This is a genomic window from Hymenobacter saemangeumensis (assembly GCF_039541835.1).
Classification (GTDB): domain Bacteria; phylum Bacteroidota; class Bacteroidia; order Cytophagales; family Hymenobacteraceae; genus Hymenobacter; species Hymenobacter saemangeumensis.
This window is the reverse complement of record NZ_BAABGZ010000013.1, coordinates 225335-251367: the sequence shown is the minus strand read 5'-3', so window position 1 is coordinate 251367 and position 26033 is coordinate 225335. Positions and strand designations below refer to the sequence as shown.

The window sequence follows — 26033 nt, the reverse complement described above, 5'->3', positions numbered from 1 at the left end:
CCTTTTTTTACCCTACCCCACTATGTACTGGACTCTCGAACTTGCTTCCTACCTGGAAGATGCGCCCTGGCCTGCCACCAAAGACGAACTGATTGACTTTTCCATCCGCTCGGGTGCCCCCATGGAGGTAGTCGAGAACCTGCAGGCCCTGGAAGACGATGGCCAGCCTTACGAGAACATCGAAGAAGTATGGCCGGACTACCCGACCAAGGAAGACTTCATGTTCAACGAGGACGAGTACTAGGGTCAGTTAACAATTATCAATGAGCAGTTGCTCAGCGGGCCCTTGCCATCCATAATAGGCTTCTGCATATTGATAATTGATAACTGCTCATTGCTCATTGAAAACCTGGTTGTGGGCTACGCCAACAAGGCGCTGGTCCGCAACCTTTTTTTGTGCGTTCCGGCTGGCGCATTCGTGGCCGTAGTGGGCCACAACGGCAGCGGCAAAACCACCTTTTTTCGGTCCCTCACGGGGCAGCTGCCCTACGCAGGCAGCATCTGCCTGCTGGGACAGGAAATACGCGCCCTGAGCCGCGCAAAGCTGGCATCCTGCCTGGGCTACCTGCCCCAGCGTGGCAGCATCGACTTCTCCATTGCCGTGCGTGAGCTGGTGGTGATGGGCCGCTACCGCCACCATGGGCTGCTAAGTGCCTACTGCCCTACCGACTACGCCCTGGCCGATGCGGCCCTGCAGCAGGTAGGCATGGCCCATTTAAGCGGGCGCGACTTTACCCAGCTTTCGGGCGGCGAGCAGCAGCTGGTATGGCTGGCCCAGCTCAGCCTGCAGCAGGCCCCGGTGTATGTGCTCGACGAGCCCACCCAGCAGCTCGATGTGTACTACCGCCGCCAGGTGTTCGACCTTATCCAACGCTGGACGAGGCAGGGCCAGACCGTGCTGTGCAGCACCCACGACCTCGACAATCTGCCGGCCCTGCAGGGCTACCTGCTCAACTTATCGGAGCCCAAGCCTGCGCTGAAGCCATTGACGCCTGCTTCGGTACTGGAAGCGCGTCAGGTACTGGAAGCGCCGCCTCTGTCGGTTTAAGCTGTGCGTTGCCCCCCTGAATCAGCGTTTGGCTGATAGTTGACAGCCCTTGTAGTTAAACCAGCACTTACGCCTTCCGCTGCCCCGGCTGCCCGCGCAGCACGTGCGCGATGGAACGCATGAACGGCCCCGGCGAAACGGAGTTCATGATGCGAAAACTGTCGACCCAGGACGTCTGCTCGTCCAGAAAGCGGAAGATGCGCTGCAAGGGGTTGCGCTCGAACAGCTGGCGGAAGATGTCGCGGGTGCTTTCGCCCTGCCGCTGCATGATGTCGAGGAGCAGGGTGTCGAATAGCCGGAACTGCCACTTGTCGCCGGTCACCTCGTCGGGTGGCCGGCCGGTACTCGCCAGGGCCCCTACCAGCCGCGCCGACTGTGCCTGAATGCGCTTGAAAGCATAGCCCGTGCTGGGCTTGACCCGCCCGCCCCGGGTGCCCAGGTTAATGATGCGCAACCCGTCCCGTGCCGGCAGCGGATGGTCCGTCATGGGAATGGCGCCTACTTCCTCCTCCACTACCCGGTAGCCGGCCCCGCCCAGCCGCTCGGCTAAATACTGGCGAATGGCCTGCTCGTATTCGGGCTTGGGCAGGGGTGTGCCCGAAAACAGCGTGTACTCCACCAGGGCCCGCCGCGGGCCGAACGGCAGCACGTACATAAAGCGCGCCTCCTGGCCCTGCTCGCCCCGAAAGTCCATGAACTCTACCACTTCCGGGTCGAAGGCATCCACTTCGGTTTCCACTTCCCAGCCCACGAAGTGCTGCACCTGGTAGCGGTATTTACCGGGCTGGGGCCGGATGGACGGGGGCCGGCTGTCGAACGCCCACCGCGCCCTGAACTGCCCGGCGCTGCTGTGTACCAGCACGGCCTCGTCGCTGTGTTCCAGCTGCTGCACGCTGGCTTTAAGCTGCGTGAACTGCGAATTGCCCTGCAGTGCCTGGTGGATGAACCGATAGTAATCCAGCGCTTTAATGGTTTTGTAGCGGTAGCGGCCCAGGTCGAACACGCGCTCGAAGCCTGGGCTGCGGAAGGCGAGCTGCCGCCATTCCTGCGTAATAATGCCATCAAAGAGACTGGGCTGGTCGGTCCAGAACGACCAGGTGCGGTCGTTTTGGCTCTTGGCCTCGGGCTCGAGCAGCAGTACCTTCTTATCGGCCAGGCGGGGCTCACAGGCCAGGTGATACGCCAGGCTGAGCCCGGCCGCGCCGCCGCCAACAATGGCATAGTCAAATTCAATGGAAGCAGGTGCGGTGTCCACGGGCAGCAAAGTATAAAAGCACAAAAAAGCCGGACCCAAAGGTCCGGCTTTCGGTTGTATTTACTACCGGCAACTCGCTTAGAAGTTGGGCGAGAGCAGGTACTTGTGGTAGAAGTCGTCGATAATTTTGACGGCTTCCGAGGCAGTATCCACAATCTGCACCAGGTTCATATCCTCGGGCGAAATGTTGCTTTCCTCGGTCAGCATGATGTCTTCAATCCACTGGAACAAGCCTTTCCAGTACGCCGAGCCCACCAGCACGATGGGGAAGCGGCCGATTTTCTTGGTTTGAATCAGCGTCATGGCCTCAAACAGCTCGTCGAGGGTGCCGAAGCCGCCGGGCATGCCCACAAAGGCCTGGGCATACTTCACAAACATCACCTTGCGCACGAAGAAGTAGTCGAAGTCGATGCACTTGTCCTGGTCGATGTAGATGTTGTGGGTTTGCTCGAAGGGCAGCTCAATGTTGAGGCCCACCGACTTCCCGCCCTCGGCGCGGGCGCCCTTGTTGCCGGCTTCCATGATGCCGGGGCCGCCGCCCGTGATTACGCCGTAGCCGTGACGCACCAGCTTGGAAGCAATTTCCTCCGCCAGCTTGTAGTAGGGATTGTCGGGCTTGGTACGGGCCGAGCCGAAAATGCTCACGCAAGGGCCAATCTTCGACATTTTCTCGAAGCCCTCCACGAATTCGGCCATCACCTTGAAAATCTGCCAGCTGTCGGCGATTTTAATCTCGTTCCAGTCTTTGTCGACAAAGGCCCGGCGCAGGCGCTGCTCTTCATCGGGCATCATCTCGCCCTGCCCAGCTTGCTGACGCATCTCTGTGATGGTGGTCAGCTTGTCGTCATTGACATTGGGTTGCTTAATGGTTTGGCCGCTACCGGCGTTCAGCACCTCATCGGCGAGCTTGGTTTTACTGGTTTTGTTCAGTTTAGACATAGCAGGGTTTTACAAAAAACAAAGTCGCCCCGCACCCGGAACGACCAAAAATAGGGCGCGCAAGTTACCGAATTGTTACCGAACAAAGGAAATTTGGTGATGAAATGATTTATTGATGTGCTGATGTGCTGCTGGTGATGAGGAGCTACAACGTCTGTCATTGCTTCGGCTCCACCTCGCAACAACACGTCTCCTTACCCCCATTTACACATCAGCACATCAGCACATCAGCACATCAGCACATCAGCAAATTACCTTACACCAGCTCCCGCAGGGCCAGCTCGAAGGCGTGCTGCGCAACCCCGGTAAGGGAGGGATGCTGCCGGTGTGTTCGCTCCAGGGCCGCGCCGATAATGCGGGAGGTGTCGGCAAAAATGGCCTGGTCGGTGATTTCAGCGCCGGTTTCCATCAGGTAGGCAAACACCCGGGCCATGCCGCAGTTGGCAATAAAATCCGGCACCACGCCGGTTTGCGAGTCGGCAAACACGCCCGTGGGGCCAAAGAAGATTTCCGGGTCGGCAAAAGGCACATTGGCCCCGCAGCTGATAACCTTCAGGCCACCGGCGAGCAGCTGCTCTACCTGGGCGCGGGTAACCAGCCGGGATGCGGCGGCAGGAATAAATATATCGGCCCCCACCGACCAGATTCGCTCGTTTATTTCCGCAAAGGGAATCAGGTTCTCTGCCGTGAGGGCGTTGCCCTGCCGGTCCAGCAGCAAGCGGCGAATTTCTTCCAGCGTAAAGCCCTCCTCACTCAGCAACCCTCCGGCCCGGTCGATAATGCCTACCACTTTCACGCCCTGACCGGCCAGGTAGTAGGCCGCTGCCGCCCCTACATTGCCCCAGCCCTGAATGATAGCCCGCTGGCCTTGCAGGCTGCTATTCAGCCACAAGCGGTAGTAATGCCCTACGGCTTCGGCTACCCCGTAGCCCGTGATGAGGTCGGCCACGGTGTACTTGCGGGCCAGGCTGGGGGAAAAGTTGGCGTCCTCCACAACTTTCACTACGCCCTGACGTAGCTGGCCGAGTTTATGAATTTTCTGAGGTTCGGTAGCACGGTAGTGCCCGGTCACTACCCCTTCCTGAGGATGCCATAAACCATATTCTTCCGTAATTGGTATAACTTCATGTATCTCATCTACGTTAAGGTCACCACCAGTCCCGTAGTAGTTTTTCAGCAATGGAAAAACAGCTCGGTACCAGCGCTCTAATACCCCACGCTTCCGGGGGTCCTGGGGGTCGAAGTTGATTCCTGATTTGGCCCCGCCGATAGCGGGCCCAGACACGGTAAACTTCACTTCCATGGTTTTGGCCAAGCTTTCTACCTCCCGCTTGTCCAGCCCTTTTCGCATTCGGGTGCCGCCACCGGCCGCCCCGCCGCGTAAAGAGTTTATCACCACCCAGCCTTCTGCTTCCGTCTCCGAATCCTGCCACTCAAATACTATCTCGGGCCGTTTCTGTTCGAATTTGTTCAGCAGGTTTTGCATGGTGGGAATCTGGAGGGACAAAGAAATTTATTTGTGCCCCAAAGGTACGCAAGGCGCCCAAAGCTCGATTATCAAATTAAAATTGCACTTCAACAGGAAATATTCTGGGGAGTTCTAGCAATTTTTAGTGCAAAAGTGAAATGTTTTCACCTATTTTGCGCCCCCTAAAGGAACTTTACCAAGCTGCAATATCGTATTGCGCTTATCTAAGACTTATTTTTTTCCCCCCACCCTTTACTTACTCCATGAAACCACTGCACACGCGCGTAGAGGCGCAGCAGCTGGACCGCGCTGCGGCCATGCTCAAAGTACTTTCTCACCCCAAGCGTCTGGCCATCGTTGATTTGCTGGGCAAAATCAAAGGCAAAGAGCAGCAACTCTCCGTTACTGATATCTATCAGGCCCTGGACCTGCCCCAAGCTATTGCTTCCCAGCACCTCATTACCCTGAAAGACCGCGGCGTGCTGCGCTCGAGCAAGGTAGGCACCAAAATCTACTATTCGCTGGCTGTACCCCAGCTGCTGAAGGTAATTGACACGCTTGAGGACTACTCGGGAAAGCTGTAAAGCTTGAACTTGTAATTTAAGAAGGCTACCAGTCCGGTGGCCTTTTTTTTATGCCTTGCCGGTTCGGAACAGCTCATGCAGGGCCAGCACCTGGGGCAGAACAAGGCGCGCATCGTCGTTCCAGACCAGGTAGTCGGCCCGACGCTGTTTCTCCTCCTCGCTTAACTGCTTGGCCATGATAGCGCTTACTTCCTCGGCGCTGCGGTGGGGGTCGCGCCGCAATACCCGGGCCTGGCGGATAGCCAGCGGAGCCGCTACCACGAGAATGGCATCGAGCTGCTGATACGAGCCCGACTCAAATAGCAAGGCTGCTTCTTTCAGCACGTAGGCATGGCCCGCCTGCTGCTGCTGCTGGGCCCAGACCTCAAAATCGTGCCCTACCCGGGGGTGCACCAAGGCGTTGAGCCGGGCCAGCCGCTCCGGCGCCGGAAACACCAGCTGGGCCAGATGCGGGCGGTTTAGCTGCCCTTGCTCGTTGTAGATAGCGTGGCCAAAGGCTTCCCGCAGCTGCTCCTTCAGCAGGGCATCGTGCTCCATTACCCAGCGGGCGCGGGTATCGGCGTCGTACGTGGGCACCCCCAGCACCTGAAACAGGCGGCTCACAATGCTTTTGCCAGAGCCGATGCCGCCGGTAATGCCTATTCGCTGCATGGTATTAACGCTTGGAAGGTGAACGGGGCGGGCGGCGGGCAGTGCGCGGCTCCAGCCGCACCTGCACCTCGCCCACGGAAGGGCGCACCATTGCCGGCGCGGCTACGGCCACCTCGACTTCGGTGCCGGCCTCTACCTCAGCTGTTTTGCCAACAACAACCGGGTAAGGGTCGGGCAGCTGCGCGACGAGGGTAGACGGCCCCCGAAACACGACGGAAGACGGCTTAAACTGGGCTTTATAAAACGGAGCCGAATCGAGGGAGGCCGGGCTCAGGGCCAGCCGCAGCTCGCGGGTCACGTAGCGGTCGAAGGTCAGCCGCAGGGTGTCGCCGGCCCACTCGTTTACCTGCAGGCCTTCCAGGGCCGACTGCAGGCCGCGCTTCCACATGGCAGCCGGCAGGTAACGGGTGCCCGGCAAGGGCACCGGACGCAGCTCGGCCGGGCGGGCGCCCCAGCCCATATTGGCCCGCAGCAGGCGCCAGCCGCGGCCGGTAACGGTGACGGGCAGGCTTTGGGGCAGCGGCCGCAGGGGCACGTAGTGCGCGGTGTCGTAGTGCCAGCGCAACGGGTAGTCGAGCCGCGTGGTGTAGGTTTTGTTTAAGGCATTCATCTGCCAAAACAAGCCCGACGCCAGAAAACAGGCCGTTACGGCGCGGTAAAAGCTGGGCTCCTGCCCCGCAAAGGGCCGCACAAACCAACGCATCAGCCGGCCCGCCCGGCTCAGCGGCCCGTCCATGTTAGCTGGCTGCGCTGCTGTCGGCCGCGGTGCTGGCTTTGCTGCCTACTTCGCGGGCAATGGCCGTGCGGTCGAAGCGCAGCTTGGTGCCGCGGTCTACCTCAATCACCACCGTATCCTCGGTAAGCTCTACTACCAGGCCGTGCAGGCCGCCGATGGTGACCACCCGGGAGCCTTTGGCCAGCGTCTCGCGGAACTTCTTGGCTTCGGCCGTGCGCTTCTGCTGGGGCCGAATCATGAAAAAGTATACTACCAGGCCAATGGCAACGGGGAACAGCAGCTGGCTAAAGCCCTCACCGGCCGAAGCCTGTAATAAAAGAACCAGAAACATAACGATGGGGTAAGAAGCGCGTTAGAGAGATGCGAAGCAGGGGACAGTAGCCCAGCTGCGTTTGATTGAGCCCGAAATGTACGCCCGGCCCGCGCCTTGGCCCAAACCTACTGGGGCAGCTCCGGGCCTTTGTTGCCGCTGGTCAGCACGTTGGCTTTAATAACTACCGAGGTGATGCTGGGCTGGGTATTGGCCCGCACGTTCACCTGCTTGTTCTGCAGCCCTTGCTTGCCGCGGCTGTCGAACTGTACTTCCACGGTGCCCTTTCCGCCCGGCGCCACCGGCTCCTTGGTCCAGTTGGGGGTGGTGCAGCCGCAGGAGGCCGTGGCGTCCTGAATCAGCAGCGGCGACTTGCCCGTGTTGGTGAAGGTGAAGGTGTGCTGCACCTTGCTGTCGGCGGCAATGTCGCCGAAGTCGAACTCGCTTTCCGCAAACGTCATCACCGGTGCGTTGGGGTTGGGCGCCTCGTCTTCACTCACCACGTTGGGGTTGTCGATGGTGGGGTTAGCAGCCGCATCGGCAGCTTCGGTGGCGGCGGCGTTCATGCCTTCGGCCCCGATTTCGCCATTTTTATCGCTATTGCAGGCCACCGCTCCCAACAGGAGAGCGACGGTAAGTAATTGAGCTAGTTTCATGGTATGCATGGGTTGACAAAACCGCTGCCTTGTACTTCTGGACCGGCCAGGAGCACAAGGCAGCGAGGGGTAAGCTGGCCCGGCAGGGCTACACGCAACGCCGGAACCAGGTTTTATAGCTTGGCGATGATGTGCTGGGCAAACTCGCTGGTGCTGGCCTTGCCGCCCAGGTCGCCGGTGCACTCCTCCTGCCGCATCAGAGTAGCATCCAGGGCTTTTTCAATACGATTGGCGTGCTCGTGCTCACCAATGTGGTGCAGCATCATCAGCGCCGAGCGCAGCAGCGCGGTGGGGTTGGCCTTGCCCTGCCCGGCAATGTCGGGGGCCGAGCCGTGCACGGCCTCAAACACGGCCATGTTGTCGCCGATGTTGGCGCCGGCTACCACCCCCAGGCCGCCCACCAGGCCGGCGCAGAGGTCGGAGAGGATGTCGCCAAACAGGTTGGAAGTCACTACTACGTCGAACTGCTCGGGCTTGCTTACCAGCTGCATGCACATGTTGTCGATGATTTTATCCTCGAATACAATGTGCGGAAACTCGGTGGCCGCTTCCTTGCAGGCGTTGAGCATCAGCGTGCCGGCCATCTTCAGGATGTTGGCCTTGTGCGCCAGGGTCACCTTCTTGCGGCCGTGCTTGGCAGCATAGGCAAAAGCGGCGCGGCATATTTTGCGGGAGCCCTCCACCGTAATCCGGTTGAAGGAGTCGGCAATGCCCAGGCGCTCGTCGAACACCTCTAGGCCCGAGTACAGGCCTTCGGTATTTTCCCGGAACAGCACCAGGTCGATGCCCTCGTAGCGGGTGTGAATCCCCGGCGTGGTCTTGGCGGGGCGCACGTTCTGGTACAGGTCGTACTTCTGGCGCAGCGTTACGTTGATGCTACGAAAACCCTTGCCTACGGGGGTGGTAATAGGTCCTTTGAGAGCTACTTTATTTTTCTCTAATGACTTCAGCAGCGCCGTTGGAATCAGCTCGCCCGACTGGTCGAAGGTGGTTTGACCAGCGTTCTGTTCTTCCCATTGCACGGGAACCTGGGCAGCAGCAAATATATCCGTGACGGCCTTGGTGATTTCGGGGCCAATGCCGTCGCCGGGGATAAGGGTAATCAGATGCATCTTGTTAGAAAATAGATGAATGGGTGAATGAGTGAATGAGTGAGTGGGAAATCATTAGCCCACTCACCCATTCACTCATTCACCCATTAAATTAAGCGCCGCGGCGCGAGTTAATCTGGTTAATGAGCTGGTCGACGTCGCCCAGCAGCTGCTCGGCCTTGGACTTGGCGTCGGAGATGACGCGCTGGCCTTCGGTTTTGGCCGACGACTGCCCGGCTGCCTCCCGGCTGGTTACAAGGCTGTCGGTGAGCTCGGCCAGCACCGAGCGGTATTTCTCCAGCTGATAGCTCAGCCAGGAACGGGTTTCGCGGCCGGTTTCGGGCGCGAACAGCAGACCGATGGCTGCACCGGTGATGGCGCCGCCCGCGAAGCACAAAATGCCGGTAGTGGTTTTGCTGGCCATGATGTGAGAATGTTAGAGTTGAGTGGGTGAGAAGTGATAAATAAGCTCAACGCGGAGCAGCCGGTCGAGGTTGTGGCAGGGTGCAGAACCCCTGCCGCTGCAATGTTACTGATTGTCGAGCAAGCCCCGGCCCGACTTGCGAATGTCGCCGCTGGCGGCCAGGTCCTGGGCCAGCTTGTCGAGGATGCCGTTCACGAACTGCTTGCTCTTGGGCGTGCTGTAGAGCTTGCTGATTTCGATGTACTCGTTGATGGTGACCTTGACGGGAATGCCGCGGAAAAGCTGCATCTCGGTCAGGGCCATCTTGAGAATGATTTTGTCGAGCAGGGCCACCCGCTCCACGTCCCAGTTCTGCACCGAGCCGGCGATGAGCTGCTCCATCTTGGCGTCGTTGGCCAGGGTCTGGTTGTAGAGCGTTTCGGCAAACTCCTTGTCGTCGGCCCAGTTGGCCGAGAGGTTCATCAGCTCCTGCTTTTCGGTAGCGGCGAAGGGCAGCATTTTCAGCGTCTTCAGCACCAGGTTGCGCACAATGGGCCGGTTCTCCTCCCAGTTCAGGTCGGCCGACTCGATGTAGCGCGGCAGGGCTTCGCCCTTGAACACGAACTCCTTGTAGATGTGCCGCAGGATTTCCATATCGGCCTCGTAGTCGGTTTCCTCCAGCCCGGTGGGCTTGCCGGCCAGGTAGGCGCGCACGGTTTCATCGGCGTGCATTTCCTCGCGCCAGGCAGCCCGCAGGGCGTCTTCGGCCTCGGCACCGTCCCAGGCCAGCTTGCGCCGGATGGTGAGGTCCTGCAGCTGCTCGTTGGCCAGGAGCTTGGCAATGGCCATGTTCTGAGCCAGGCGGTCGGTGTTGAGGGCGTCTTCGCGCGGCCCGAGGCGGCGGCGGGATTCCCGCACGCCTTCCTCTTCCAGCACGCCCAGCAGGGCGGCCGGCAGGTTCAGCAGGCGCAGGTACTGGTCGTGAATGCTCTCGGCCCCGTGCAGCAGCTGCCCGCTGTAGAAGGTGGCTTCCTTCTTCACCTGCTTCTGGTAGAAGTCAACCGCGTCGTTCACGGCCTCCTTCACAGCTTTGTCTTCCAGCTCACTGGCGATGGCTCCCGTGCGGTGCCATTCGCGGAACTGCGCCTCGCCCAGCTTGCGCTGGCCTTCCAGCATGCGCCGGTCGGGGGCCTGCTCGGCGTTCAGGTCGGGCTCGAAAGCAGCCGCAATACGGTCCTGGGCCAACAATGCATCGGCCCCCACCGCCTGGTGGTAGGAGTACAGGGCCTGCATAACTTTAATACGAAGAAGACGGCGGTTGAGCATGTGGAAACTGAGTTATGAGTTATGAATTATGAGTTATGAGCGGTGGGCAAGCAGAAGTACTGATTTGGCATTACCGGCGTCAATAACTCATAATTCATAACTCATAACTCCTTTTAGTACGTTGATTTTACTTTGCCGAGGGCGGCGATGCGCTCCTTGGCCTGCTTGGTAGCAGCGGCTTGGGGGTGCGACTCTTCCAGCTCGGCTTTTTCCAGGACCTGCAGGGTGAAGTCGTAGATTTTCTCGGTTTGGGTGAGGGCAGCCTGGCGGCTGCTGCCCACTACCTCGGAGTACACGTTGATGAGGCCGCCGGCGTTGATGAGGAAGTCGGGGGCGTATACGATGCCGCGACGGACCAGCTCGGGGCCATGCACGTTTTCGTCTTCCAGCTGATTGTTGGCGCAGCCGGCTACCACCTGGCACTTCAGGCGGGCAATGGTGTCGTCGTTCAGCGTAGCGCCCAGGGCGCAGGGCGAGTAGATGTCCAGGTTCTGGTCGTAGATGTCTTCCAGGCCCACGGCCTTGGCGCCAAAGCGGGCCGCCGCAGCCTGGGCGCGGTCTTCGTAGTAGTCGGTCACGATAAGCTGGGCGCCTTCCTTCTGCAGGTGCTCGAGCAGGTAAGTGCCAACGTGGCCCACGCCCTGCACGCCAATGCGCTTGCCCTGCAGGCTTTCGGAGCCGAAGGCCTTTTTGGCCGCAGCCTTCATGCCCATGTAGGTGCCGTAGGCCGTTACCGGCGAGGGGTCGCCCGAGCCGCCCATGCTTTCGGGCAGGCCGGCCACGTGGGTGGTTTCCATGCGGATGTACTCCATGTCCTTGGTGGTCATGTTCACATCCTCGGCCGTGATGTACTTGCCGTTGAGGTTTTTCACGAAGCGGCCGAACTTGCGCAGCAGGGCTTCGGTCTTCAGGGTTTTGGCGTCGCCGATGATGACGGCTTTGCCGCCACCCAGGTTGAGGCCGGAGATGGCCGCCTTGTACGTCATGCCGCGCGAGAGGCGCAGCACGTCGTTCAGGGCTTCCATGTCGCTGGCGTAGTGCCACATGCGGGTGCCGCCCAGGGCCGGGCCCAGCACGGTGTTGTGAATGCCGATGATGGCGCGCAGGCCGGTTTCGTGGTCGTGGCAGAACACCACCTGTTCGTGCTGGTGCTCGGCTATCTGACCAAAAATGGCGGCTGGGGCCTGGGTTTGAATCTCAACCATAAAGAGGATGGGGTGGGAATTTGATGGGAAGAGTGCAGCGTAACTTTGTTCACCTTGTTCTTAGGTGAGCAACCCGCCCGACAGCCCGGCTGGCGAAGAGACCATATCCAGACGAAGCAATTGGCAGTAAACAGCTGAGTACTGGCCGCTCCGGTGCAACAAGGTCCTTCGCACAGCCTGAGCTGACCAGCGAAAGTGCTACAAAAGTACCCCAATTTTTCCGATACCGCCCCCCATTTCCGCCTCCCCTTGCGCGCTCTCGCTTCCGTCAATCCCTTCATCTATCGCTACAAGTGGCACTTCCTGGGTGGGGTGCTGTTTGTGGCGCTGAGCACGCTGCTGGCTATTTTCCCGGCCCAGCTCGTGCGCTACGCCTTCGACCTCGTGAACGAAGGCATCGACCTCTACCACCTCTACGCCGGCACCCGGGCCCAGACCGGCGTGTACGAGCTGTTCGGCCGCAACGTGCTGTTCTACGGCATGCTCATCATCGTGCTGGCCCTGCTGCGCGGCATCTTTCTGTTCTTCATGCGCCAGACCCTGATTGTGATGTCGCGGCACATCGAGAACGACCAGAAAAACCAGATTTTCCAGCACTACCAGTCGCTGCCGCTGAGCTTCTACCGCCGCAACAGCACCGGCGATTTGATGTCGCGCATTGCCGAAGACGTGAGCCGCGTGCGCATGTACCTGGGGCCGGCCATCATGTACTTCCTGCAACTGGTGCTGCTGTTCCTGCTCATCGTGCCGCTCATGCTGCTCGTGAACGTAAAGCTGACCTTGTACACCCTGCTGCCCCTGCCCATTCTGTCGGTCAGCATTTTCTACATCAACAACGTCATTCAGCGCAAGTCCGACGAGATTCAGAAGGCGCTGGCGGGTATGACGACGTTTGTGCAGGAAGCCTTTTCCGGCATCCGGGTGCTGAAGTCCTTTGTGCGGCAGCAGGACTCGCACGAGCAGTTCACCAAAGCCAGCAACCACTACAAAGACAAGTCACTCAGCCTCAACTTCGTCAATGCCCTGTTTTTCCCGCTCATTCTGTTCCTGGTGGGCTTGAGCACGCTCATCACCGTGTGGGTGGGCGGGCAGGAGGTTATCCGCGGCACCATCACCACGGGCACCATTGCCGAGTTCCTGATTTACGTGAACCTGCTCACCTGGCCCGTCACGGCCCTGGGCTGGACGTCCTCGCTGGTGCAGCGGGCCGAGGCCTCGCAGGCCCGCATCAACGAGTTTCTGGACCAGAAAACCGACATCATCTCCCGGCAGGACATCAAGCGGGAAATCCAGGGCGACATCGTGTTTGAGGAGGTGAGCTTTACCTACCCCGATACCGGTATTGAGGCCCTGAAGAACGTGAGCTTCCGCATCCGGCCCGGGCAGACGCTGGCGGTGATTGGCAACACGGGCTCGGGCAAAAGCACCATCGCGGCCCTGCTCTGCCGCCTCTACGACGTGACGGCCGGCAGCATCAGCGTCGATGGCACCGACGTGCGCGACTACGCCCTGACCTCGCTGCGCGAGCAAATCGGCTACGTGCCGCAGGATGTGTTTCTGTTTTCCGACACCATCCGCAACAACATCAACTTTGGGCTGGACCAGCCCGACGAGGCGCGCATGCTGCAGGCCGCGAAAGATGCCGACGTGTACGCCAACATCACCGCCTTCCCCGAAGGGTTTGATACCAAGGTGGGCGAGCGCGGCATCACCCTGTCGGGCGGGCAGAAGCAGCGCGTAAGCATGGCCCGCGCCCTGGTGAAGGAGCCGAAGATTCTTATTCTGGACGACTCGCTGTCGGCCGTGGATACCAAAACCGAAAACGCCATTCTGGGCAGCCTGCAGCGCATCATGGCCAACCGCACCAGCCTGATAATCTCCCACCGCGTGTCGTCGGTGAAGCTGGCCGACGAAATCCTGGTGCTCGACGACGGCGTGATTGTGCAGCACGGTACCCACGAGGCCCTCATGGCCGAGCCCGAGGGCCTGTACCGCGCCCTGTACGAACGGCAGCTGCAGACGGAAGAAGCTTAACCACTGCTGCTCCACCCGAGCTTGTGCGATGCGCGGTAGCTGGTTTCTGGTTCCTAGTTTCTTGTTCCTTGTTGCTGGTTAGAACGACAACCAGAAACTAGAAACCAGCAACAAGAAACCGTTAAATCGCCGGGCAGCCAATAAAAATACCCGGCTCAGACTGAGCCGGGTATTTTTATTGTAGAGCCTGGAGAGCCAGCCCCCAGCGTATGCTTACTGCCCGATGGTGACGCGGCGGATGCCGGTACGCTCGCCGGCGGTGCAGCGCACCACGTAGGAGCCGGCCGGCAGCTGGCCAACGTTGAGCACGGCGGGGGTGGTGCCTACCATCATGGTGTAGGTGAGTACCGGGCGGCCGCCTACATCGTTTACCTCCACGCGGGTGGGCCCGGCGGCATCGGTGCGCACGGTCAGCTTGTTGGTGGCGGGGTTTACCTCCGCTTTTACTTTCAGGGCCTTAGGGTCGGCGGCCGGGGTCATGGGGGCGGGCGCAATCAAGGCCGGAGCTTCGGTAGCCGCCGGGCTGGCAGCCGGCGTAGCAGGTGCCGGGGCCGCACCACCGGGGAGAATAGTAGCCTGGGCGTGCGCTGCGGCTACCGGCAGCATGAATAACACAGCCAAAGCCAGTACGGAACGTTTCATAATGCTAATGTGGATGATGCGGAGTAGAAAATTCTTTCTGTAAAGTTACAGACTTCCGTCTATCCATGCCGCCTTAGCAGGAACTATGCCGATTCTGAAGTGTGAAGCAACCTTTCCAGGGCTTGGGGGTAGCGCTCATCGAGGCGCAGGGCCAGCGAATTCATGGCCGAGGTACCGCCATAGCGCAGGCGTCGGAGCACGGCCTGGGCATGAGCCGGCAGGGGCTGCCCCGGGCTAAGCGCCGCGGCCAGGTGCTGCGCCAGCTGCACCAGCCGCGGCAGGCCCATCATCTGGCAGGTGGTGCCGAGGCGCATCAGGCCCTGGCGCAAGGCCACAACGTCGGCCCGGGCGGCCGCTACCTCCAGCAGAAACATTTCCTCCGGAAAGTGGGCGCAGAAGAGCCGGGCCATCAGCACCACATAGGCCGCGTCGCCATCGGCTACGTGCTCCAGGTAGTCGAAGTCGATGAAGTGAGCCGCCCGGAGGCGTCGGGGGGCTGGACTAAGGGAAGACGAAATAGCCATGCAAAGCAGAAAAAAAGCCTGGTCCGGTGCAGAATCAGGCTTAAATGTAGCGGCACCTGGCAGCGGCTTGCAAGCAGCCAAGCCGGTATTTTGCAGCAGCATACCGAAAATACCACGCAGCCCGGACGCTCTTATCCGTGCCAGCCCGGAGGCCGCTGCTCAAAAAAATATTTGGAGGCGGCTTGCACCAACCACGCAAGTTCCCGTACCTTTGTCGCTCCAAATACCAATCGGGGTGTAGCGTAGCCTGGTATCGCGCCAGCATGGGGTGCTGGAGGTCGTAGGTTCGAATCCTGCCACTCCGACGGTAGAGCAGCCGCTCTGTAAAGCCTCCGAACTTCACCGTTCGGAGGCTTTTTTCGGCCGCATTTGGAAAACAAGAAACGGGAGCCGCCCCATCGGCCCCGGTTTCGGGGTGTAGCGCAGCCCGGTAGCGCGCGTCGTTCGGGACGACGAGGCCGTAGGTTCGAATCCTGCCACCCCGACACTAGTAGCAAAAGGGCCGCTGCCATTCTTGGCAGCGGCCCTTTTTTGTTTCTGTCCGTTGCCATTCGTGGGCAATAGTCCCGGCCACCAGGCGTTGGAGCAGCTGACCGGCCAGGCGTCGCTGCCTGATTTTAATGCACTGTTACATCTCTCTTTTTCTTTCATGAACAAACAACTCCTGATTTTCACCCTGCTCGGGGGAGCATCTACCATCGCCCAGGCGCAAAGCGCCATTTCTGCCGGCACTATTTCCCTGGGGGGCAACATCGGTTATAGCCGCAATACTCATTACTCGGAGTTTAATAACGGCTACAATACGTATACTGACGAAACGGCCAACAGTGAATTCCGCTTTTCGCCATCCGTGGGCTACTTCATTGCCGACAACTTGGCCATTGGCCTGGGCCTGGGCTACAGTGCTCAAAGCTCAAAAATCACCCGCACCGGGCCGGGCCGCAACAGCCCTGACCCGCTGGATGCCAGCACTACTTTTTCTGTTGGCCCCTATGCGGAGTACTACAAGATGCTGAGTGACCAGTTTGGCTTAACTGGCCGACTTGGCGTGGGTTATCAGCGAACCTTCCAGCCATACTACAGCGGCAGCAGCGCCAATATTGTTGTTGAAGCCAAAGGCAATGGTTTTTATGCAGGTTTTGCTCCGGGGGTTGTGTTCTTCCCCATACCTAAGTTCGGTATCAGCGCGTCGATTGGCGGCTTGTACTACAGCCGGGTTTCCACTACCCGCAGCAACGACGCGGAAGGAGTATCGTCCCACTCCAGCGGCTTTGGGGCACGCTTCGGCATCGACCAGCTCATGTTCGGCGGCACGTTCTTTCCGGGCCGCTAACCCTGGGACTTCTTTATCCTTTGTCTCTTGCATGAGAACAATTATCGCCGCAGCTACGATGCTGGTTCTTGCTAGCGCTAGCACGGCCCAGGGCCAGATTGCCGCGGGAACCATGATGCTGGGCGGCAGCGTCGGCTATATCCAGCAAAGCACCGAAGGAGCCGTGGGCAACACCAACGAGAAGCTAAGCGAATTGTGGCAGTTCAACGTGAGCCCTACCGCAGCTTATTTTCTAGTTGATAATCTGGCCGTAGGACTAAACTTGGGCTACTCGGGAAGTACTGGTACGCTCTATAACTACATAAGGGCCGTTCCGATTGGCGGTACTGGCAGCGGGGTGACAGTGCTTCAAGACGTAAGTGAACTGCGCAGCTATAACCTGCGGGTAGGGCCCATAGCCCGCTACTACCAGTTTGTGGGAGAGAAGGCGGCCCTTTTTGGGCAGCTCGGCGGCGGCTATCAAGCCAACCGCATGGAAGGAGAAACCACCTCTGCTGACCCGCTTTATGTCAGCAGCGAGCTTGTGACAGGCGGCGGATTTTTTGCCCAGCTCATGCCTGGCTTTGCTTTCTTCCCCACCCATAAGCTGGCCTTGGAAGTAACGCTGGGTGGGTTTGGCTACCAACGCCAGACGCAGAAAGCTACTTTCACCCAGCCTGCCATGGTCCCGGCCAGCAACGTGCGGGAATACACCGCCAGTAGCTTCGGCGCCAGCTTCGGCCTGAGCAGCCTGCAGCTCGGGGCCGTCTTTTACCTGGGCCGGAAGTAGCACTTTGTTCTAAGCACCAGCGAAAGAGCCCCGGCCTGCGCCGGGGCTCTTTTGGTTTGGGCTTTACTTTACCCCTACCCACACCTCCGACTTCTCCCCTGCCCCAAACCGCTCCAGGAAAAAGTTGCGCTGGGTCAGCTTTTGCTCCTGCACGGCCTTTAGGGCGGCGGGGTACAGCGCCGCCGGGGCCAGCAGGTAGCTTACGCCTTCCAGCCGGGCCGTCATTACGCGCTGCCCGGCTGGTATCACGCGGTAGCGAAAGCCCGGAGGCAGCGGCTGGGTGGTATCGGCTACGGCCAGCCCGATAAAGGCCTGAATAGTGTCCTTAGCCGAGCCGGGGTTGTTGAGGTAGAGGTTGGCCAGGTCGCCCTTTAGCTGCCCGCCATCCTGCACCGACTTGGCCTGCCGGAACAGGGGGCCAAACTTGTCGTCGGTGGCCAGGCCTTTGAAGGGCTGCCCGGCCAGGTATAGTGGGGCCGGCTGGGTTTCGAGCATTACCGTGGGCTGCTTGAAGCCACCCAGGTAGGCGTAATAGCCGGCCAGGCCAATGGCAAGCAGAATCAAAATCAGAAAGATGTAGCGGGTCATGCAGGCAATGAATAATTATCAATGTGCAGTTAGCAATGAGCAATGAACAGTTAACAGTTAACAATGAGCAAAATGGTCTAGGTTTTAGCAATTGCTAATTATACACTGTTCATTGCTCATTGCTAACTGCTCATTGCTCGTTCACCAGGTATTGCATGCGGTAGAGCTGGGCATAGTAGCCGCCCTCCAGCTGCAGCAGCTCTTCGTGGGTGCCGGCTTCCTTGATTTCGCCCTTATCCAGCACAATGATTTTATCGGCTTTCTGGATGGTGCTGAGGCGGTGGGCAATAACCAGGGAAGTGCGGCCTTTCATCAGCTTCTCGATGGCCTCTTGAATGAGCTCCTCGGTTTCGGAGTCGACCGAGGACGTGGCTTCGTCGAGCACAATCACGCGGGGCTGGTACACCATGGCGCGCACGAAGCTGATAAGCTGGCGCTGGCCCACGGAGAGGGTGGCACCGCGCTCCATCACGGGATAGTCGAGGGCGCCGGGCAGGCGCTCCATGAAGCGGCGGGCCCCCACCAGGTCGGCGGCTTCCCAGATACGCTCGTCGGAAATGCTGTGGTTGCCCAGCGTGATGTTGTCGCGGATGGAGCCGGCAAACAGGAATACGTCCTGCAGCACTACCCCAATCTGGCGGCGCAGCTGGCTGAGGTCGTACTCGCGCAGGTCGCGCCCATCAACGCAGATGCTGCCCTGCTGAATGTCGTAGAAGCGCGAGAGCAGGTTGATGATGCTGGTTTTGCCGGCCCCGGTGGCTCCCACGAAGGCAATGGTCTGGCCGGGCCTGACGTGGAAGCTGATGTCCCTGAGCACCCACTCGGGCTCGTTATAGGCAAACCACACCTTCTTGAACTCCACCTCGCCCTGCAGCTGCTCCGGTGCGTAGGTGCCGGTGGTGGCCACCAGGTCCTTGTTATCGAGCAGCTTGAGCAGGCGCTCCGTGCTCACCAGGCCCAGCTGCAGGGTATTGAACCGGTCGGCAATCTGGCGGATGGGCCGGAAAAACAGGGCGTTGTACATGATAAAGGCAATGAGGGCGCCCTTGGAGATGGAGCCCTCAATCTGGCCCTGGGCCGCGTACCACACCAACAGGCCCACACCGATGGCGGCCAGCACCTCAGCCACGGGGAAGTAGATGCTGTAGTAGAGCACCGAGCGGATGTTGGCTTGGGTATGCTCCTGGTTTATCTTCTCAAATTTCCGGAACTCCCGCTCCTCGTTGTTGAAAATCTGCACCACGTTCATGCCCGTCAGGTGTTCCTGCACAAAGGAGTTGAGCTTGGCTACGGCGTTGCGCACGTCCTGAAACGACTTCTTGACCTTTTCCTTGAACACGTAGGTGGAAAAGAGCAGGGGCGGAATTACCGACAAACTCACCAGCGTCAGGCGCCAGTCTATCCAGAACATGAAGGCCATGATGAACAGAATCTGCAGGATGTCGCCGGCCATGGCCGCCAGCCCTTCGCTGAACACGTCCGACAGCGTTTCCACGTCGGAGATGTTGCGTGTCACCAGCACACCGATGGGCGTGCGGTCGAAGAAGCTGAGCTTGAGGCCCAGCAGGTGCTGGTAGAGGTCGGTGCGGATGTCGCGCACGATGTACTGGCCCAGCCAGCCGCCGTAGTAGGTCTGCAGGTAGCTGACGCCGGCGTGGGCCACCAGCAGCACCAGCAGCAGGGCAAACTGGGCGTTGAGGCCGCGCATGTCGCCCTGCTCGATGTTGACGTCGACGAGGCGCTGAATGAGAAAGGGCCGCAGCGTGCCCAGCACGGCCGTGGCCACGGTCAGAAAGATGAGGCCGATAAACACGCGCCGGTAGGGGCGCACGTAGCTCAGCAGGCGCCGCAGCACGGCCCAGTCGAATACCTGGCCGGCGTTGGAAGGAAGGGCTTGGGGTTGCATAGGCTACAAAGGTCGGCAGAACATGCTGCCAGGACGCAACAAATGCCGGGCGGGTTTGTGTTTGGCTCCGGCCAGCTTCTTCCGGGCAATCCGGAACCGCGGCATAATATCCCTAAGCCCCTGTGCAGTGGTAGCGCACTACCAAAGACGGGGAGTAAGTCACACCGGAACGGCTGCTGGCTACCCGCGAGTGGATTGTCCTTCTGCGGAGTGGTGTAGAGACACTCGTAAGTGGCCAGCAAGCTCAAGAGCACGGCTTGATTGCCGCAGCCGCCTTTCGCTGGTTAAATCAACCTGCTTGGGCTTCTGCGGGCACGATGCCCGGCCGGTAGTCCACTTTGCTCAGGAACAAGCCCTGGGCGGGAGCCGCGCCGCTGGCCGCCACCCGCTGCTGCGACCACAGCAGCTCCTTAAACCCTTGAGGCGAAAGGCGGCCGCGGCCCACGTCGAGCAGGGTGCCCACCACCAGCCGCACCATGCCCCGCACAAAGCGGTTGGCCCGGATGCGGAACACCAGCCCGCCTGGCGCGGGGTGCCAGGCGGCCTCGTAGCAATAGCACACGTAGTGGTTTTCGCCCCCTTTTACCTTGGAAAAGGTGGTGAAGTCAAACTGTCCTATCATGCAGGCCGCGGCTTCATTCATGGCCGCCACATCCAGCGGGCGGTCTATCAGCAGGGCATGGTCGCGCCGAAACGGGTCGGGCCGGCTCACCACGAAGTACTCGTAGGTGCGCTGCTCGGCATCGAAGCGGGCATTCACGTCGGCCGGCACGGGGTGCAGGGCCAGGGGCCCGATATCAGGCGGCAAGGCCCGGCGCAGGCGGTACAGGAGCAGCTCCGATGTCATGCCTTCGGCAAATTCGGCGTCGAAGTGCGCTACCTGGTGGCTGGCGTGCACCCCGGTGTCGGTACGCCCGCTACCCAGGCAGCTGATGGGCTGGCGCAGCACCTGGGTCAGGCAGCGGTTCACCTCGGCCTGTACTGTGCGCGTGTTGGGCTGCACCTGCCAGCCGTGGTACTGGCTGCCATCGTAAGCCAGGTGAAGAAAGTAGCGCATACCTCGAAATGGGAAATGAAGAATGAGGAACGAAGACGTGAAATTGCGCAGGCAATTCCTCATTCTTCATTCCTCATTAGCACAAGGCCGAAGCCTCGTTACTACATCTTCTCGTAAATCACCGCGGCGCCCTGGCCTACGCCTACGCACATCGTAGCCAGGCCGTAGCGCACGCTGTCGCGGCGCTGCATCTCGTGCAGCAGCGTAGCCGAGATGCGCGAGCCCGACGAGCCCAGTGGGTGGCCCAGGGCAATGGAGCCGCCGTTCACGTTTACCTTGGCCGGGTCCAGGTCCAGGTCGCGCATGCAGGCAATGGCCTGCGCGGCGAAGGCCTCGTTCAGCTCAATCAGGTCGATGTCGGCCAGCTTCAGGCCAGCCCGCTCCAGCACCTTGCGGGTAGCCGGAATCGGGCCCAGGCCCATCACCGAGGGGTCGACGCCCGCCACGGCCGAGGCCACCACCCGGGCCATGGGCTTGAGGTTGTAGCGCGAAAGGGCCTCCTCGCTTACCATGAGCACGGCCGCGGCGCCATCATTAATCCCGGCCGAGTTGCCGGCCGTAACGGTGCCGTCGGCGGGCTGGAAGGCGGGCTTGAGCGTGGCCAGCTTCTCCAGCGAAGAAAAGCGCGGCTGCTCGTCGGTATCAAACAAGGCCGTATCGCCCTTGGGCTGGGGAATAAACACCGGCACTATCTCCTTGCGGAAGCGGCCTTTCTCGAACGCCCGGGCGTACTTACGCTGGCTTTCGAACGCAAAGGCGTCCTGCTCCTGCCGGGTGATGCCGTACTGCCTGGCCACGTTCTCGGCCGTCTGCCCCATGGTGAAGGGGTGGTGCATCTTCGACAGGCGCGGGTTCACGAAGCGCCAGCCCAGGGTGGTGTCGTGGGCCGTGAAGTCGCGGGCAAACGCCGTTTCCGACTTGGCCATCACAAACGGCGCCCGGGTCATGCTCTCCGAGCCGCCGGCCAGGTACACGTCGCCCTCGCCCGACTTAATGGCGCGCGAAGCATCCATGATACTTTGCAGGCCCGAAGCACAAAGGCGGTTGACGGTGTTGCCGGCCACCGACAGGGGCAGGCCCGCCAGCAAAGCAGCCATGCGGGCCACGTTGCGGTTGTCTTCGCCGGCCTGGTTGGCTGCGCCCATAATAACATCTTCCACAGCGCTTTTATCCACCGAAGGGTTGCGGCGCATCAGCTCGCGAAGCACGTGGGCCGCGAGGTCGTCGGGGCGGACGCTGCTGAGCGCGCCCCCAAATTTTCCAATCGGGGTACGCACCGCGTCCACGATATAAGCAGTTAACATCTGGGCTATGTATAGCGGCGCAAGCGCCGGTTAAGGACTAAATTTGCAGCCCCGCCGCAATTCGGGCGGGGTTTTCATTTAACAACAAAGATGATACAAAGAATCCAAAGCGTGTTTTTGCTTTTGCTGGCGCTGGCCATGCTGAGCGTGCTGGCCCTGCCGCTGTGGCACAAAATCGACCCGCAGTCGGGCCAGGAAATTGCCCTCACGGCCTTTAGCCTGGCTCCCACCTCGGCCCAAAGCAGCGTGCCGGCTACCGGCACCTGGCTTATCGCGGCCCTGGCCATCGCATCGGCCGCAGTAGCCCTGATTGAGATTTCCCAGTACCGCAGCCGCCTGAGCCAGCTCAAGCTGGGCATGCTCAACGTGCTGCTCATTACGGCTACGCTGGGCGCTGCTTTCTTTTACGCCAGCAAGGGCGAGCAGCTGCTCAACGTGAAGCTCACGGGCACCTACCTTATTGGCTTCTACCTCCCTACCCTGGCGTTGCTGCTCAACCTGCTGGCCAACCGCTTTATTCGTCGCGACGAGCAGCTGGTGCGCAGCATGGACCGCCTGCGCTAGATTCAGCCTTAGCATTGCGGTTTTACCGATAAAAAAGGCGGCTCCCAACTAGGGAGCCGCCTTTTTTATTGAATGCACCTTACAGCTACTGCCCGCCGCCTACCGCCCGCTGCACTTCGCGCACACTGGCGTCGAAGTCGAAGCCTTCGTACACCCGGTAGAAATTCTGGGGGTCGTACACGTGGGAGTGGGCGTACTTGGCCAGCTCCACCCGCGACGACTCAAAGTCGAAGCTGCGCAGCAGGCGCTTCAAGTCAACCGCGCTAAGGCTGCTTTGGCTGAGGGCATCCTTGGCCAGGCTGAGCTTGGCAGACTCAAAGGGCCGCTGCCTTACGGCCTGAATCAGGGCATCTACATCTTGCGGGGCCATGGACCGGTAGCTACTCACTGCCGAGCCGGGGTAATAGCCCGCGCCCCCGTTGCTGTAGCCGCCGTTGTTGTCGTAGTCATCATCATACTGCCCACCCTGAGCGTAGCCGCCGTTGTTATAGCCGCCCTGCCCGTAGGGGCCGGCACCGTTGTGGTATCCCCCGCCTGGGTAAGCCCCCGGGCCGGGGCCATATAGTGCCAGAGCGCCTATCTGCCGCAGAAACGGGGGCCGGCCGGGGCGCATCTGCAGCAGGAAGTTGGTTTCCAGGCCCGGCTCCAGCCATACGCGGCTGCGGAAGCGCACCACGCCGCCCCGCGGCGCGGGAATCGTGAAGTCGGCCCAGTGCAGGCCCGGCACCAGGCGGTCGACGTATACTTCCCGGGCCAGGCCCCGGGTAAGGGGGCGGCCATCGAGAACCAGGGTAAAAGCCAGGCCTCTTTCGCCCGAAAAGCTGGCATTTGCCAGGGGAGCCGCCAGGCCGGGGCTTAACACCGCAAAAAACAGAGACAGCGCGAGTAAAAAAGCCTTATTCATGGTGCAGATAGAAGGAGGGAGCCGAGGGGTTTCGGCTCTGCCAGCGCCATTCCAAAAGCTGTGCCAGCCCAGCCCGCTTTCTTTCGGGCTTCGTCGAATAAAAGCAAGCAGAACAGCATAAAAAAAGCCCCCGCAGGCTATGCGGGGGCTTTTTATTAGAAGCGGAGTCGCTACTGACTTATTCGCGTCACCTTGAACTCGGTGCGGCGGTTGCGCTGGTGCTCTTCTTCGGTTTTGGCGTCCTTCACAATGGGCTTGGTTTCGCCGTAGCCCTTGGCCGTGATGCGCGACTTGCTGATGCCTTTGCTGATGATGTAAGCTACGGCCGACTCGGCGCGCATCTGCGACAGCTTCAGGTTGTAGGCGTCCTTACCGCGGGCGTCGGTGTGTGAGCTCAGCTCGATGCTGATTTTGGGGTTGTCCACCAGCGTCTGCACCAGGGTGTCGAGGCGAATGGCCGCATCAGGCCGGATGTTGGCCTTGTTGTAGTCGTAGAAAATGTCTTTGACTTCGATGGCCACGTTCTTGATGAGCTTGTTCATCGTCAGCGTTACCGGCAGACGGATGTCGTTCATCTGGCTGGGCAGCTGGTCCTGGCTGGGCTTGCGGCCCACGGTAGTCAGCGTACCACGGGCGGCAAAGTCGCCCTCGTGCTCGGCCATCAGGGTGTAGCTCGTTACCGAGTCCAGCTTGGCCGAGAACTTCCCATCGGGGCCGCTCACCACCGTCTGACGCTGGCCGTTGCTGCCTTCAAGGGTAACGTTGGCATTCGCCAGGGGCGTCGTGGCGTTGGTGCGCGTGTCGCGCTCCAGCACAATGCCGTCGGCGTAGAAGGTAACCTGCTTCAGCGGCTTCTTCGTGTACTTATAGATGTCGTCGGAGCCTTTGCCACCGGCGCGGTTCGAGCTGAACAGGCCGGTTTCGTTGCTCATGGGCAGCGGGGCGAAGTCGTCGGCCGAGCTGTTCACGTCGGCGCCCATGTTTACGGCTTTGCCCCCCTTCACCATGAAGATGTCGAGCTTGCCGTAGCCGGGGCGTCCGTCCGAAGAGAAGTACAGCGTGCCGTCGGGTGCTACGCCGGGGAAGTTGTCGTTGCCTACCGAGTTGATGGATTCACCGAGGTTCTCGGCGGGCGAGAAGCGGCCATTGGTACCCAGGGTAGCTTTGTAGAGGTCGACGCCGCCCAGGCTGCCGGTCTTGCGGCCCGAAGCGAAGTACAGCGTGGTACCGTCGGGGGCAAATACCGGTGAAAAGTCGTCGGCGCTGCGGTCGTTGATGTTGGCCAGAATTGGCTCGCTCCACACCCCGCCCTTGTTAAAGGAAATCCAGAGGTCGACGCTGAGCAGGCCTTTCTTGCTACCGTCGTTGGAACGGGCAAACACCATGGTTTTGCCATCGGGCGTGTAAGTAGCGCTGGCTTCGTGCTGCTTATCGGTATTGAACGGGCCTTCCAGCTTACGCACGGTGCCCCCGCTCATCGAAGCGGCATCATCAAACTTGATGGCATACAGGCTGTTGAAGTTCTCGCCGTTGCCAAGGTACTTTTTTCCTTCCCGGCCCGAAGCGAACACCAGCTCGCCGGTTCCCGGCATCATGGCGCCACCGAAGTCGGCAGCAGCCGAGTTGAGGGCTTCCAGAGGCGTTACATCGTACTTGCTGGCTATGGCCGCAACGTCTTTGCTGGCCTTGGCATTGCGGGCATCAACCTCAGCCCGGGCGGCGAGGGTGCGGTCGCCCCCGCTGCTGGCATAAGTCGTGAACTGGGCTGCCGCCTCGTCGAACTTTCCGTTTGCTCTCAGTGCCTCTGCGTACCGGTAGCCGGCATCGCTCTTCTTCACATTCCCGTCTAGCGCTGCTTTGTAATACTGCTCGCTCTGCTCAATGCGGTTTGAGCGACGATAAGCTTCCCCAATCTGGTAGTTGGAGATGGCTGCGTTTTTGCCCTTGACAACGTCGGCTTTGTACAGTTCGATGGCAGGCTCGTATTCGCCGCGGGCGAAACGTTTATCGCCTTTACTCATGCCGCCCGAAGTGGCGCAGCCGCTTAGCAGCGCAGCAGAGCCAGCCGCGGCGCAAACGAATAATAGGTTCCTCATAGGTGGATTGGGGTGGAGGGGAGCGGGAAAATCCCGGTTAGGCGGTTTTGGGTTAGCAATAATACTAAGTTTAGCTAGGATTCACCTAAGAGGCTATTTTTTTTCTTGCCCCGTGAAGTAGCGCGCCAACCATGTTTTTTCCACCGGTGCCGGCCATTTTTCCGCCAGCTCACCCTTGGTAGCCACGGTGTTATCGAAATAGAAAGTGTCGGGCTGCACCCGGCCATCGGCAATGGCCGCCCGCAGCTCGCGGCGGTCTAAAAGCCATACTTTGCCTTCGTGCAGGAAACCTAAGTGTGACTTTTCCAGTAGTTGCGCCCCCAGCTGCTGTTCCAGCTGCCGGACGAAGTGCACCGAGGAATCGATAGAGCAGCCACTGGCTCCAGCCAGGCTTTCATCGAGCCCAATCACCAGAAACTGCCGGTGCAAAAACTCGGCCGAGGCCCGCAGGTGGCGCCCGTGGCTGGTCCACTCCTCGGCAAACTGTGCCAGCTGCGGCAGCACGGCAATCAGCTCCTCAGCCGCTAGCGGCCGGCTGGCCTGGTATATCCACACGCGGGCCTGGTCGGGCAGCTGGTCGAAGGCAACGTACATAAATCGCTGATTTGAATTGATTAACTTGATTTTGCTGATTGCAGCG

27 protein-coding genes and 2 tRNA genes are annotated in these 26033 nt (G+C 60.2%); 9 read left to right on the top strand and 20 right to left on the bottom strand.

All coding sequences use genetic code 11. The features are described 5' to 3' along the window. Positions 1 to 22: 22 nt before the first annotated feature. Both ABD919_RS05490 and ABD919_RS05485 read left to right on the top strand, forming a co-directional pair. Complete coding sequence (locus ABD919_RS05490; protein WP_035561220.1) at positions 23 to 244, top strand: DUF2795 domain-containing protein; 222 nt, start codon at positions 23 to 25, stop codon at positions 242 to 244. 90 nt (positions 245 to 334) lie between these two features. Further along, entirely contained in the window at positions 335 to 1048 is a 714-nt protein-coding gene (locus ABD919_RS05485; protein ID WP_345234525.1) for an ABC transporter ATP-binding protein, read from the top strand. Between the two features lie 67 nt (positions 1049 to 1115). On the opposite strand, the gene ABD919_RS05480 is transcribed toward ABD919_RS05485, so the two are convergent. From ABD919_RS05480 to ABD919_RS05470, 3 genes are all read right to left on the bottom strand, one after another. Then, positions 1116 to 2303, bottom strand: a complete 1188-nt coding sequence (locus tag ABD919_RS05480; RefSeq protein WP_345234524.1) for a lycopene cyclase family protein — start codon at positions 2301 to 2303, stop codon at positions 1116 to 1118. Between the two features lie 78 nt (positions 2304 to 2381). Beyond that, complete coding sequence (locus tag ABD919_RS05475) at positions 2382 to 3122, bottom strand: LOG family protein (protein ID WP_345235196.1); 741 nt, start codon at positions 3120 to 3122, stop codon at positions 2382 to 2384. A gap of 376 nt (positions 3123 to 3498) precedes the next feature. Next, the gene (locus ABD919_RS05470) at positions 3499 to 4728 is read right to left on the bottom strand and encodes a Glu/Leu/Phe/Val dehydrogenase dimerization domain-containing protein (protein WP_345234523.1); all 1230 of its coding nucleotides are present in this window, start codon (positions 4726 to 4728) and stop codon (positions 3499 to 3501) included. A gap of 245 nt (positions 4729 to 4973) precedes the next feature. On the opposite strand from ABD919_RS05470, the gene ABD919_RS05465 reads away from it, so the two are divergent. Beyond that, a complete protein-coding gene (locus ABD919_RS05465; RefSeq protein WP_345234522.1) occupies positions 4974 to 5294 on the top strand; it encodes an ArsR/SmtB family transcription factor in 321 nt (106 codons plus the stop codon). A gap of 48 nt (positions 5295 to 5342) precedes the next feature. On the opposite strand, the gene coaE is transcribed toward ABD919_RS05465, so the two are convergent. The 8 genes from coaE to ABD919_RS05425 all read right to left on the bottom strand — a co-directional run bounded on the left by coaE (position 5343) and on the right by ABD919_RS05425 (position 11672). Continuing rightward, the gene (gene coaE, locus ABD919_RS05460; RefSeq protein WP_345234521.1) at positions 5343 to 5945 is read right to left on the bottom strand and encodes a dephospho-CoA kinase; all 603 of its coding nucleotides are present in this window, start codon (positions 5943 to 5945) and stop codon (positions 5343 to 5345) included. A 4-nt stretch (positions 5946 to 5949) separates the two neighbouring features. Beyond that, positions 5950 to 6681 carry a YbbR-like domain-containing protein gene (locus ABD919_RS05455; protein ID WP_345234520.1) on the bottom strand — a complete coding sequence of 244 codons (732 nt, stop codon included), beginning with the start codon at positions 6679 to 6681 and terminating at the stop codon, positions 5950 to 5952. A gap of 1 nt (position 6682) precedes the next feature. Continuing rightward, the gene (gene yajC, locus ABD919_RS05450) at positions 6683 to 7012 is read right to left on the bottom strand and encodes a preprotein translocase subunit YajC (RefSeq protein WP_345234519.1); all 330 of its coding nucleotides are present in this window, start codon (positions 7010 to 7012) and stop codon (positions 6683 to 6685) included. A 107-nt stretch (positions 7013 to 7119) separates the two neighbouring features. Beyond that, complete coding sequence (locus tag ABD919_RS05445; protein WP_345234518.1) at positions 7120 to 7647, bottom strand: DUF1573 domain-containing protein; 528 nt, start codon at positions 7645 to 7647, stop codon at positions 7120 to 7122. A 113-nt stretch (positions 7648 to 7760) separates the two neighbouring features. After that, complete coding sequence (locus tag ABD919_RS05440; RefSeq protein ID WP_345234517.1) at positions 7761 to 8759, bottom strand: isocitrate/isopropylmalate dehydrogenase family protein; 999 nt, start codon at positions 8757 to 8759, stop codon at positions 7761 to 7763. Positions 8760 to 8850: 91 nt separating this feature from the next. Continuing rightward, positions 8851 to 9162: a YtxH domain-containing protein gene (locus ABD919_RS05435; protein ID WP_345234516.1), complete on the bottom strand. Its 312-nt coding sequence runs from the start codon at positions 9160 to 9162 to the stop codon at positions 8851 to 8853. Positions 9163 to 9267: 105 nt separating this feature from the next. Then, positions 9268 to 10434, bottom strand: coding sequence for a transcription antitermination factor NusB (gene nusB / locus ABD919_RS05430; RefSeq protein WP_345234515.1), 1167 nt, complete (start codon positions 10432 to 10434; stop codon positions 9268 to 9270). A 146-nt stretch (positions 10435 to 10580) separates the two neighbouring features. Further along, positions 10581 to 11672, bottom strand: coding sequence for a Glu/Leu/Phe/Val dehydrogenase dimerization domain-containing protein (locus ABD919_RS05425; protein ID WP_345234514.1), 1092 nt, complete (start codon positions 11670 to 11672; stop codon positions 10581 to 10583). A gap of 249 nt (positions 11673 to 11921) precedes the next feature. Between ABD919_RS05425 and ABD919_RS05420 the strand changes: the two genes are divergently transcribed. Next, positions 11922 to 13706, top strand: a complete 1785-nt coding sequence (locus ABD919_RS05420; protein ID WP_345234513.1) for an ABC transporter ATP-binding protein — start codon at positions 11922 to 11924, stop codon at positions 13704 to 13706. A 213-nt stretch (positions 13707 to 13919) separates the two neighbouring features. Here ABD919_RS05420 and ABD919_RS05415 read toward each other — a convergent pair whose 3' ends face one another. Beyond that, positions 13920 to 14348 (bottom strand): T9SS type A sorting domain-containing protein, encoded by a 429-nt coding sequence (locus tag ABD919_RS05415; RefSeq protein WP_345234512.1) that lies wholly within the window; start codon positions 14346 to 14348, stop codon positions 13920 to 13922. Between the two features lie 83 nt (positions 14349 to 14431). Continuing rightward, on the bottom strand, positions 14432 to 14872 hold the full coding sequence (locus tag ABD919_RS05410; RefSeq protein ID WP_345234511.1) for a hypothetical protein: 441 nt from the start codon (positions 14870 to 14872) through the stop codon (positions 14432 to 14434). 231 nt (positions 14873 to 15103) lie between these two features. On the opposite strand from ABD919_RS05410, the gene ABD919_RS05405 reads away from it, so the two are divergent. From ABD919_RS05405 to ABD919_RS05390, 4 genes are all read left to right on the top strand, one after another. Further along, positions 15104 to 15177, top strand: a tRNA-Pro gene (locus ABD919_RS05405). 106 nt (positions 15178 to 15283) lie between these two features. Next, positions 15284 to 15357, top strand: a tRNA-Pro gene (locus ABD919_RS05400). A 68-nt stretch (positions 15358 to 15425) separates the two neighbouring features. Then, positions 15426 to 16205, top strand: coding sequence for an outer membrane beta-barrel protein (locus ABD919_RS05395; RefSeq protein ID WP_345234510.1), 780 nt, complete (start codon positions 15426 to 15428; stop codon positions 16203 to 16205). Between the two features lie 31 nt (positions 16206 to 16236). Continuing rightward, the gene (locus ABD919_RS05390) at positions 16237 to 16974 is read left to right on the top strand and encodes a hypothetical protein (RefSeq protein ID WP_345234509.1); all 738 of its coding nucleotides are present in this window, start codon (positions 16237 to 16239) and stop codon (positions 16972 to 16974) included. A gap of 63 nt (positions 16975 to 17037) precedes the next feature. Here the strand turns inward: ABD919_RS05390 and ABD919_RS05385 are convergent, their stop codons facing one another. From ABD919_RS05385 to ABD919_RS05370, 4 genes are all read right to left on the bottom strand, one after another. Next, positions 17038 to 17562 carry a hypothetical protein gene (locus tag ABD919_RS05385; RefSeq protein WP_345234508.1) on the bottom strand — a complete coding sequence of 175 codons (525 nt, stop codon included), beginning with the start codon at positions 17560 to 17562 and terminating at the stop codon, positions 17038 to 17040. A 130-nt stretch (positions 17563 to 17692) separates the two neighbouring features. After that, positions 17693 to 19468 carry an ABC transporter ATP-binding protein gene (locus ABD919_RS05380; protein WP_345234507.1) on the bottom strand — a complete coding sequence of 592 codons (1776 nt, stop codon included), beginning with the start codon at positions 19466 to 19468 and terminating at the stop codon, positions 17693 to 17695. A 289-nt stretch (positions 19469 to 19757) separates the two neighbouring features. Continuing rightward, entirely contained in the window at positions 19758 to 20525 is a 768-nt protein-coding gene (gene truA / locus ABD919_RS05375; protein WP_345234506.1) for a tRNA pseudouridine(38-40) synthase TruA, read from the bottom strand. 101 nt (positions 20526 to 20626) lie between these two features. Next, complete coding sequence (locus tag ABD919_RS05370; RefSeq protein ID WP_345234505.1) at positions 20627 to 21829, bottom strand: thiolase family protein; 1203 nt, start codon at positions 21827 to 21829, stop codon at positions 20627 to 20629. Between the two features lie 90 nt (positions 21830 to 21919). Here ABD919_RS05370 and ABD919_RS05365 point away from each other — a divergent pair, with 90 nt between their 5' ends. Beyond that, positions 21920 to 22393, top strand: a complete 474-nt coding sequence (locus ABD919_RS05365; protein ID WP_345234504.1) for a DUF4293 family protein — start codon at positions 21920 to 21922, stop codon at positions 22391 to 22393. Between the two features lie 85 nt (positions 22394 to 22478). Here the strand turns inward: ABD919_RS05365 and ABD919_RS05360 are convergent, their stop codons facing one another. The 3 genes from ABD919_RS05360 to ABD919_RS05350 form a co-directional block, all read right to left on the bottom strand. After that, positions 22479 to 23297 carry a proline and serine-rich protein 1 family protein gene (locus tag ABD919_RS05360; protein WP_345234503.1) on the bottom strand — a complete coding sequence of 273 codons (819 nt, stop codon included), beginning with the start codon at positions 23295 to 23297 and terminating at the stop codon, positions 22479 to 22481. Between the two features lie 170 nt (positions 23298 to 23467). Continuing rightward, positions 23468 to 25393, bottom strand: a complete 1926-nt coding sequence (locus ABD919_RS05355; protein WP_345234502.1) for a CHU_0125 family OmpA-like outer membrane integrity protein — start codon at positions 25391 to 25393, stop codon at positions 23468 to 23470. Positions 25394 to 25486: 93 nt separating this feature from the next. Continuing rightward, the gene (locus tag ABD919_RS05350; RefSeq protein WP_345234500.1) at positions 25487 to 25987 is read right to left on the bottom strand and encodes a hypothetical protein; all 501 of its coding nucleotides are present in this window, start codon (positions 25985 to 25987) and stop codon (positions 25487 to 25489) included. Positions 25988 to 26033 lie beyond the last annotated feature (46 nt).

Bases quoted from the DNA above. Each gene is read 5' to 3' on its own strand.
- ABD919_RS05490 (WP_035561220.1), top strand. From the start codon at position 23: ATGTACTGGACTCTCGAACTTGCTTCCTACCTGGAAGATGCGCCCTGG.
- ABD919_RS05475 (WP_345235196.1), bottom strand. From the start codon at position 3,122: ATGCGTCAGCAAGCTGGGCAGGGCGAGATGATGCCCGATGAAGAGCAG.
- ABD919_RS05470 (WP_345234523.1), bottom strand. From the start codon at position 4,728: ATGCAAAACCTGCTGAACAAATTCGAACAGAAACGGCCCGAGATAGTA.
- ABD919_RS05465 (WP_345234522.1), top strand. From the start codon at position 4,974: ATGAAACCACTGCACACGCGCGTAGAGGCGCAGCAGCTGGACCGCGCT.
- coaE (WP_345234521.1), bottom strand. From the start codon at position 5,945: ATGCAGCGAATAGGCATTACCGGCGGCATCGGCTCTGGCAAAAGCATT.
- ABD919_RS05455 (WP_345234520.1), bottom strand. From the start codon at position 6,681: ATGGACGGGCCGCTGAGCCGGGCGGGCCGGCTGATGCGTTGGTTTGTG.
- yajC (WP_345234519.1), bottom strand. From the start codon at position 7,012: ATGTTTCTGGTTCTTTTATTACAGGCTTCGGCCGGTGAGGGCTTTAGC.
- ABD919_RS05445 (WP_345234518.1), bottom strand. From the start codon at position 7,647: ATGAAACTAGCTCAATTACTTACCGTCGCTCTCCTGTTGGGAGCGGTG.
- ABD919_RS05440 (WP_345234517.1), bottom strand. From the start codon at position 8,759: ATGCATCTGATTACCCTTATCCCCGGCGACGGCATTGGCCCCGAAATC.
- ABD919_RS05435 (WP_345234516.1), bottom strand. From the start codon at position 9,162: ATGGCCAGCAAAACCACTACCGGCATTTTGTGCTTCGCGGGCGGCGCC.
- nusB (WP_345234515.1), bottom strand. From the start codon at position 10,434: ATGCAGGCCCTGTACTCCTACCACCAGGCGGTGGGGGCCGATGCATTG.
- ABD919_RS05425 (WP_345234514.1), bottom strand. From the start codon at position 11,672: ATGGTTGAGATTCAAACCCAGGCCCCAGCCGCCATTTTTGGTCAGATA.
- ABD919_RS05415 (WP_345234512.1), bottom strand. From the start codon at position 14,348: ATGAAACGTTCCGTACTGGCTTTGGCTGTGTTATTCATGCTGCCGGTA.
- ABD919_RS05410 (WP_345234511.1), bottom strand. From the start codon at position 14,872: ATGGCTATTTCGTCTTCCCTTAGTCCAGCCCCCCGACGCCTCCGGGCG.
- ABD919_RS05390 (WP_345234509.1), top strand. From the start codon at position 16,237: ATGAGAACAATTATCGCCGCAGCTACGATGCTGGTTCTTGCTAGCGCT.
- ABD919_RS05385 (WP_345234508.1), bottom strand. From the start codon at position 17,562: ATGACCCGCTACATCTTTCTGATTTTGATTCTGCTTGCCATTGGCCTG.
- ABD919_RS05380 (WP_345234507.1), bottom strand. From the start codon at position 19,468: ATGCAACCCCAAGCCCTTCCTTCCAACGCCGGCCAGGTATTCGACTGG.
- truA (WP_345234506.1), bottom strand. From the start codon at position 20,525: ATGCGCTACTTTCTTCACCTGGCTTACGATGGCAGCCAGTACCACGGC.
- ABD919_RS05370 (WP_345234505.1), bottom strand. From the start codon at position 21,829: ATGTTAACTGCTTATATCGTGGACGCGGTGCGTACCCCGATTGGAAAA.
- ABD919_RS05365 (WP_345234504.1), top strand. From the start codon at position 21,920: ATGATACAAAGAATCCAAAGCGTGTTTTTGCTTTTGCTGGCGCTGGCC.
- ABD919_RS05360 (WP_345234503.1), bottom strand. From the start codon at position 23,297: ATGAATAAGGCTTTTTTACTCGCGCTGTCTCTGTTTTTTGCGGTGTTA.
- ABD919_RS05355 (WP_345234502.1), bottom strand. From the start codon at position 25,393: ATGAGGAACCTATTATTCGTTTGCGCCGCGGCTGGCTCTGCTGCGCTG.
- ABD919_RS05350 (WP_345234500.1), bottom strand. From the start codon at position 25,987: ATGTACGTTGCCTTCGACCAGCTGCCCGACCAGGCCCGCGTGTGGATA.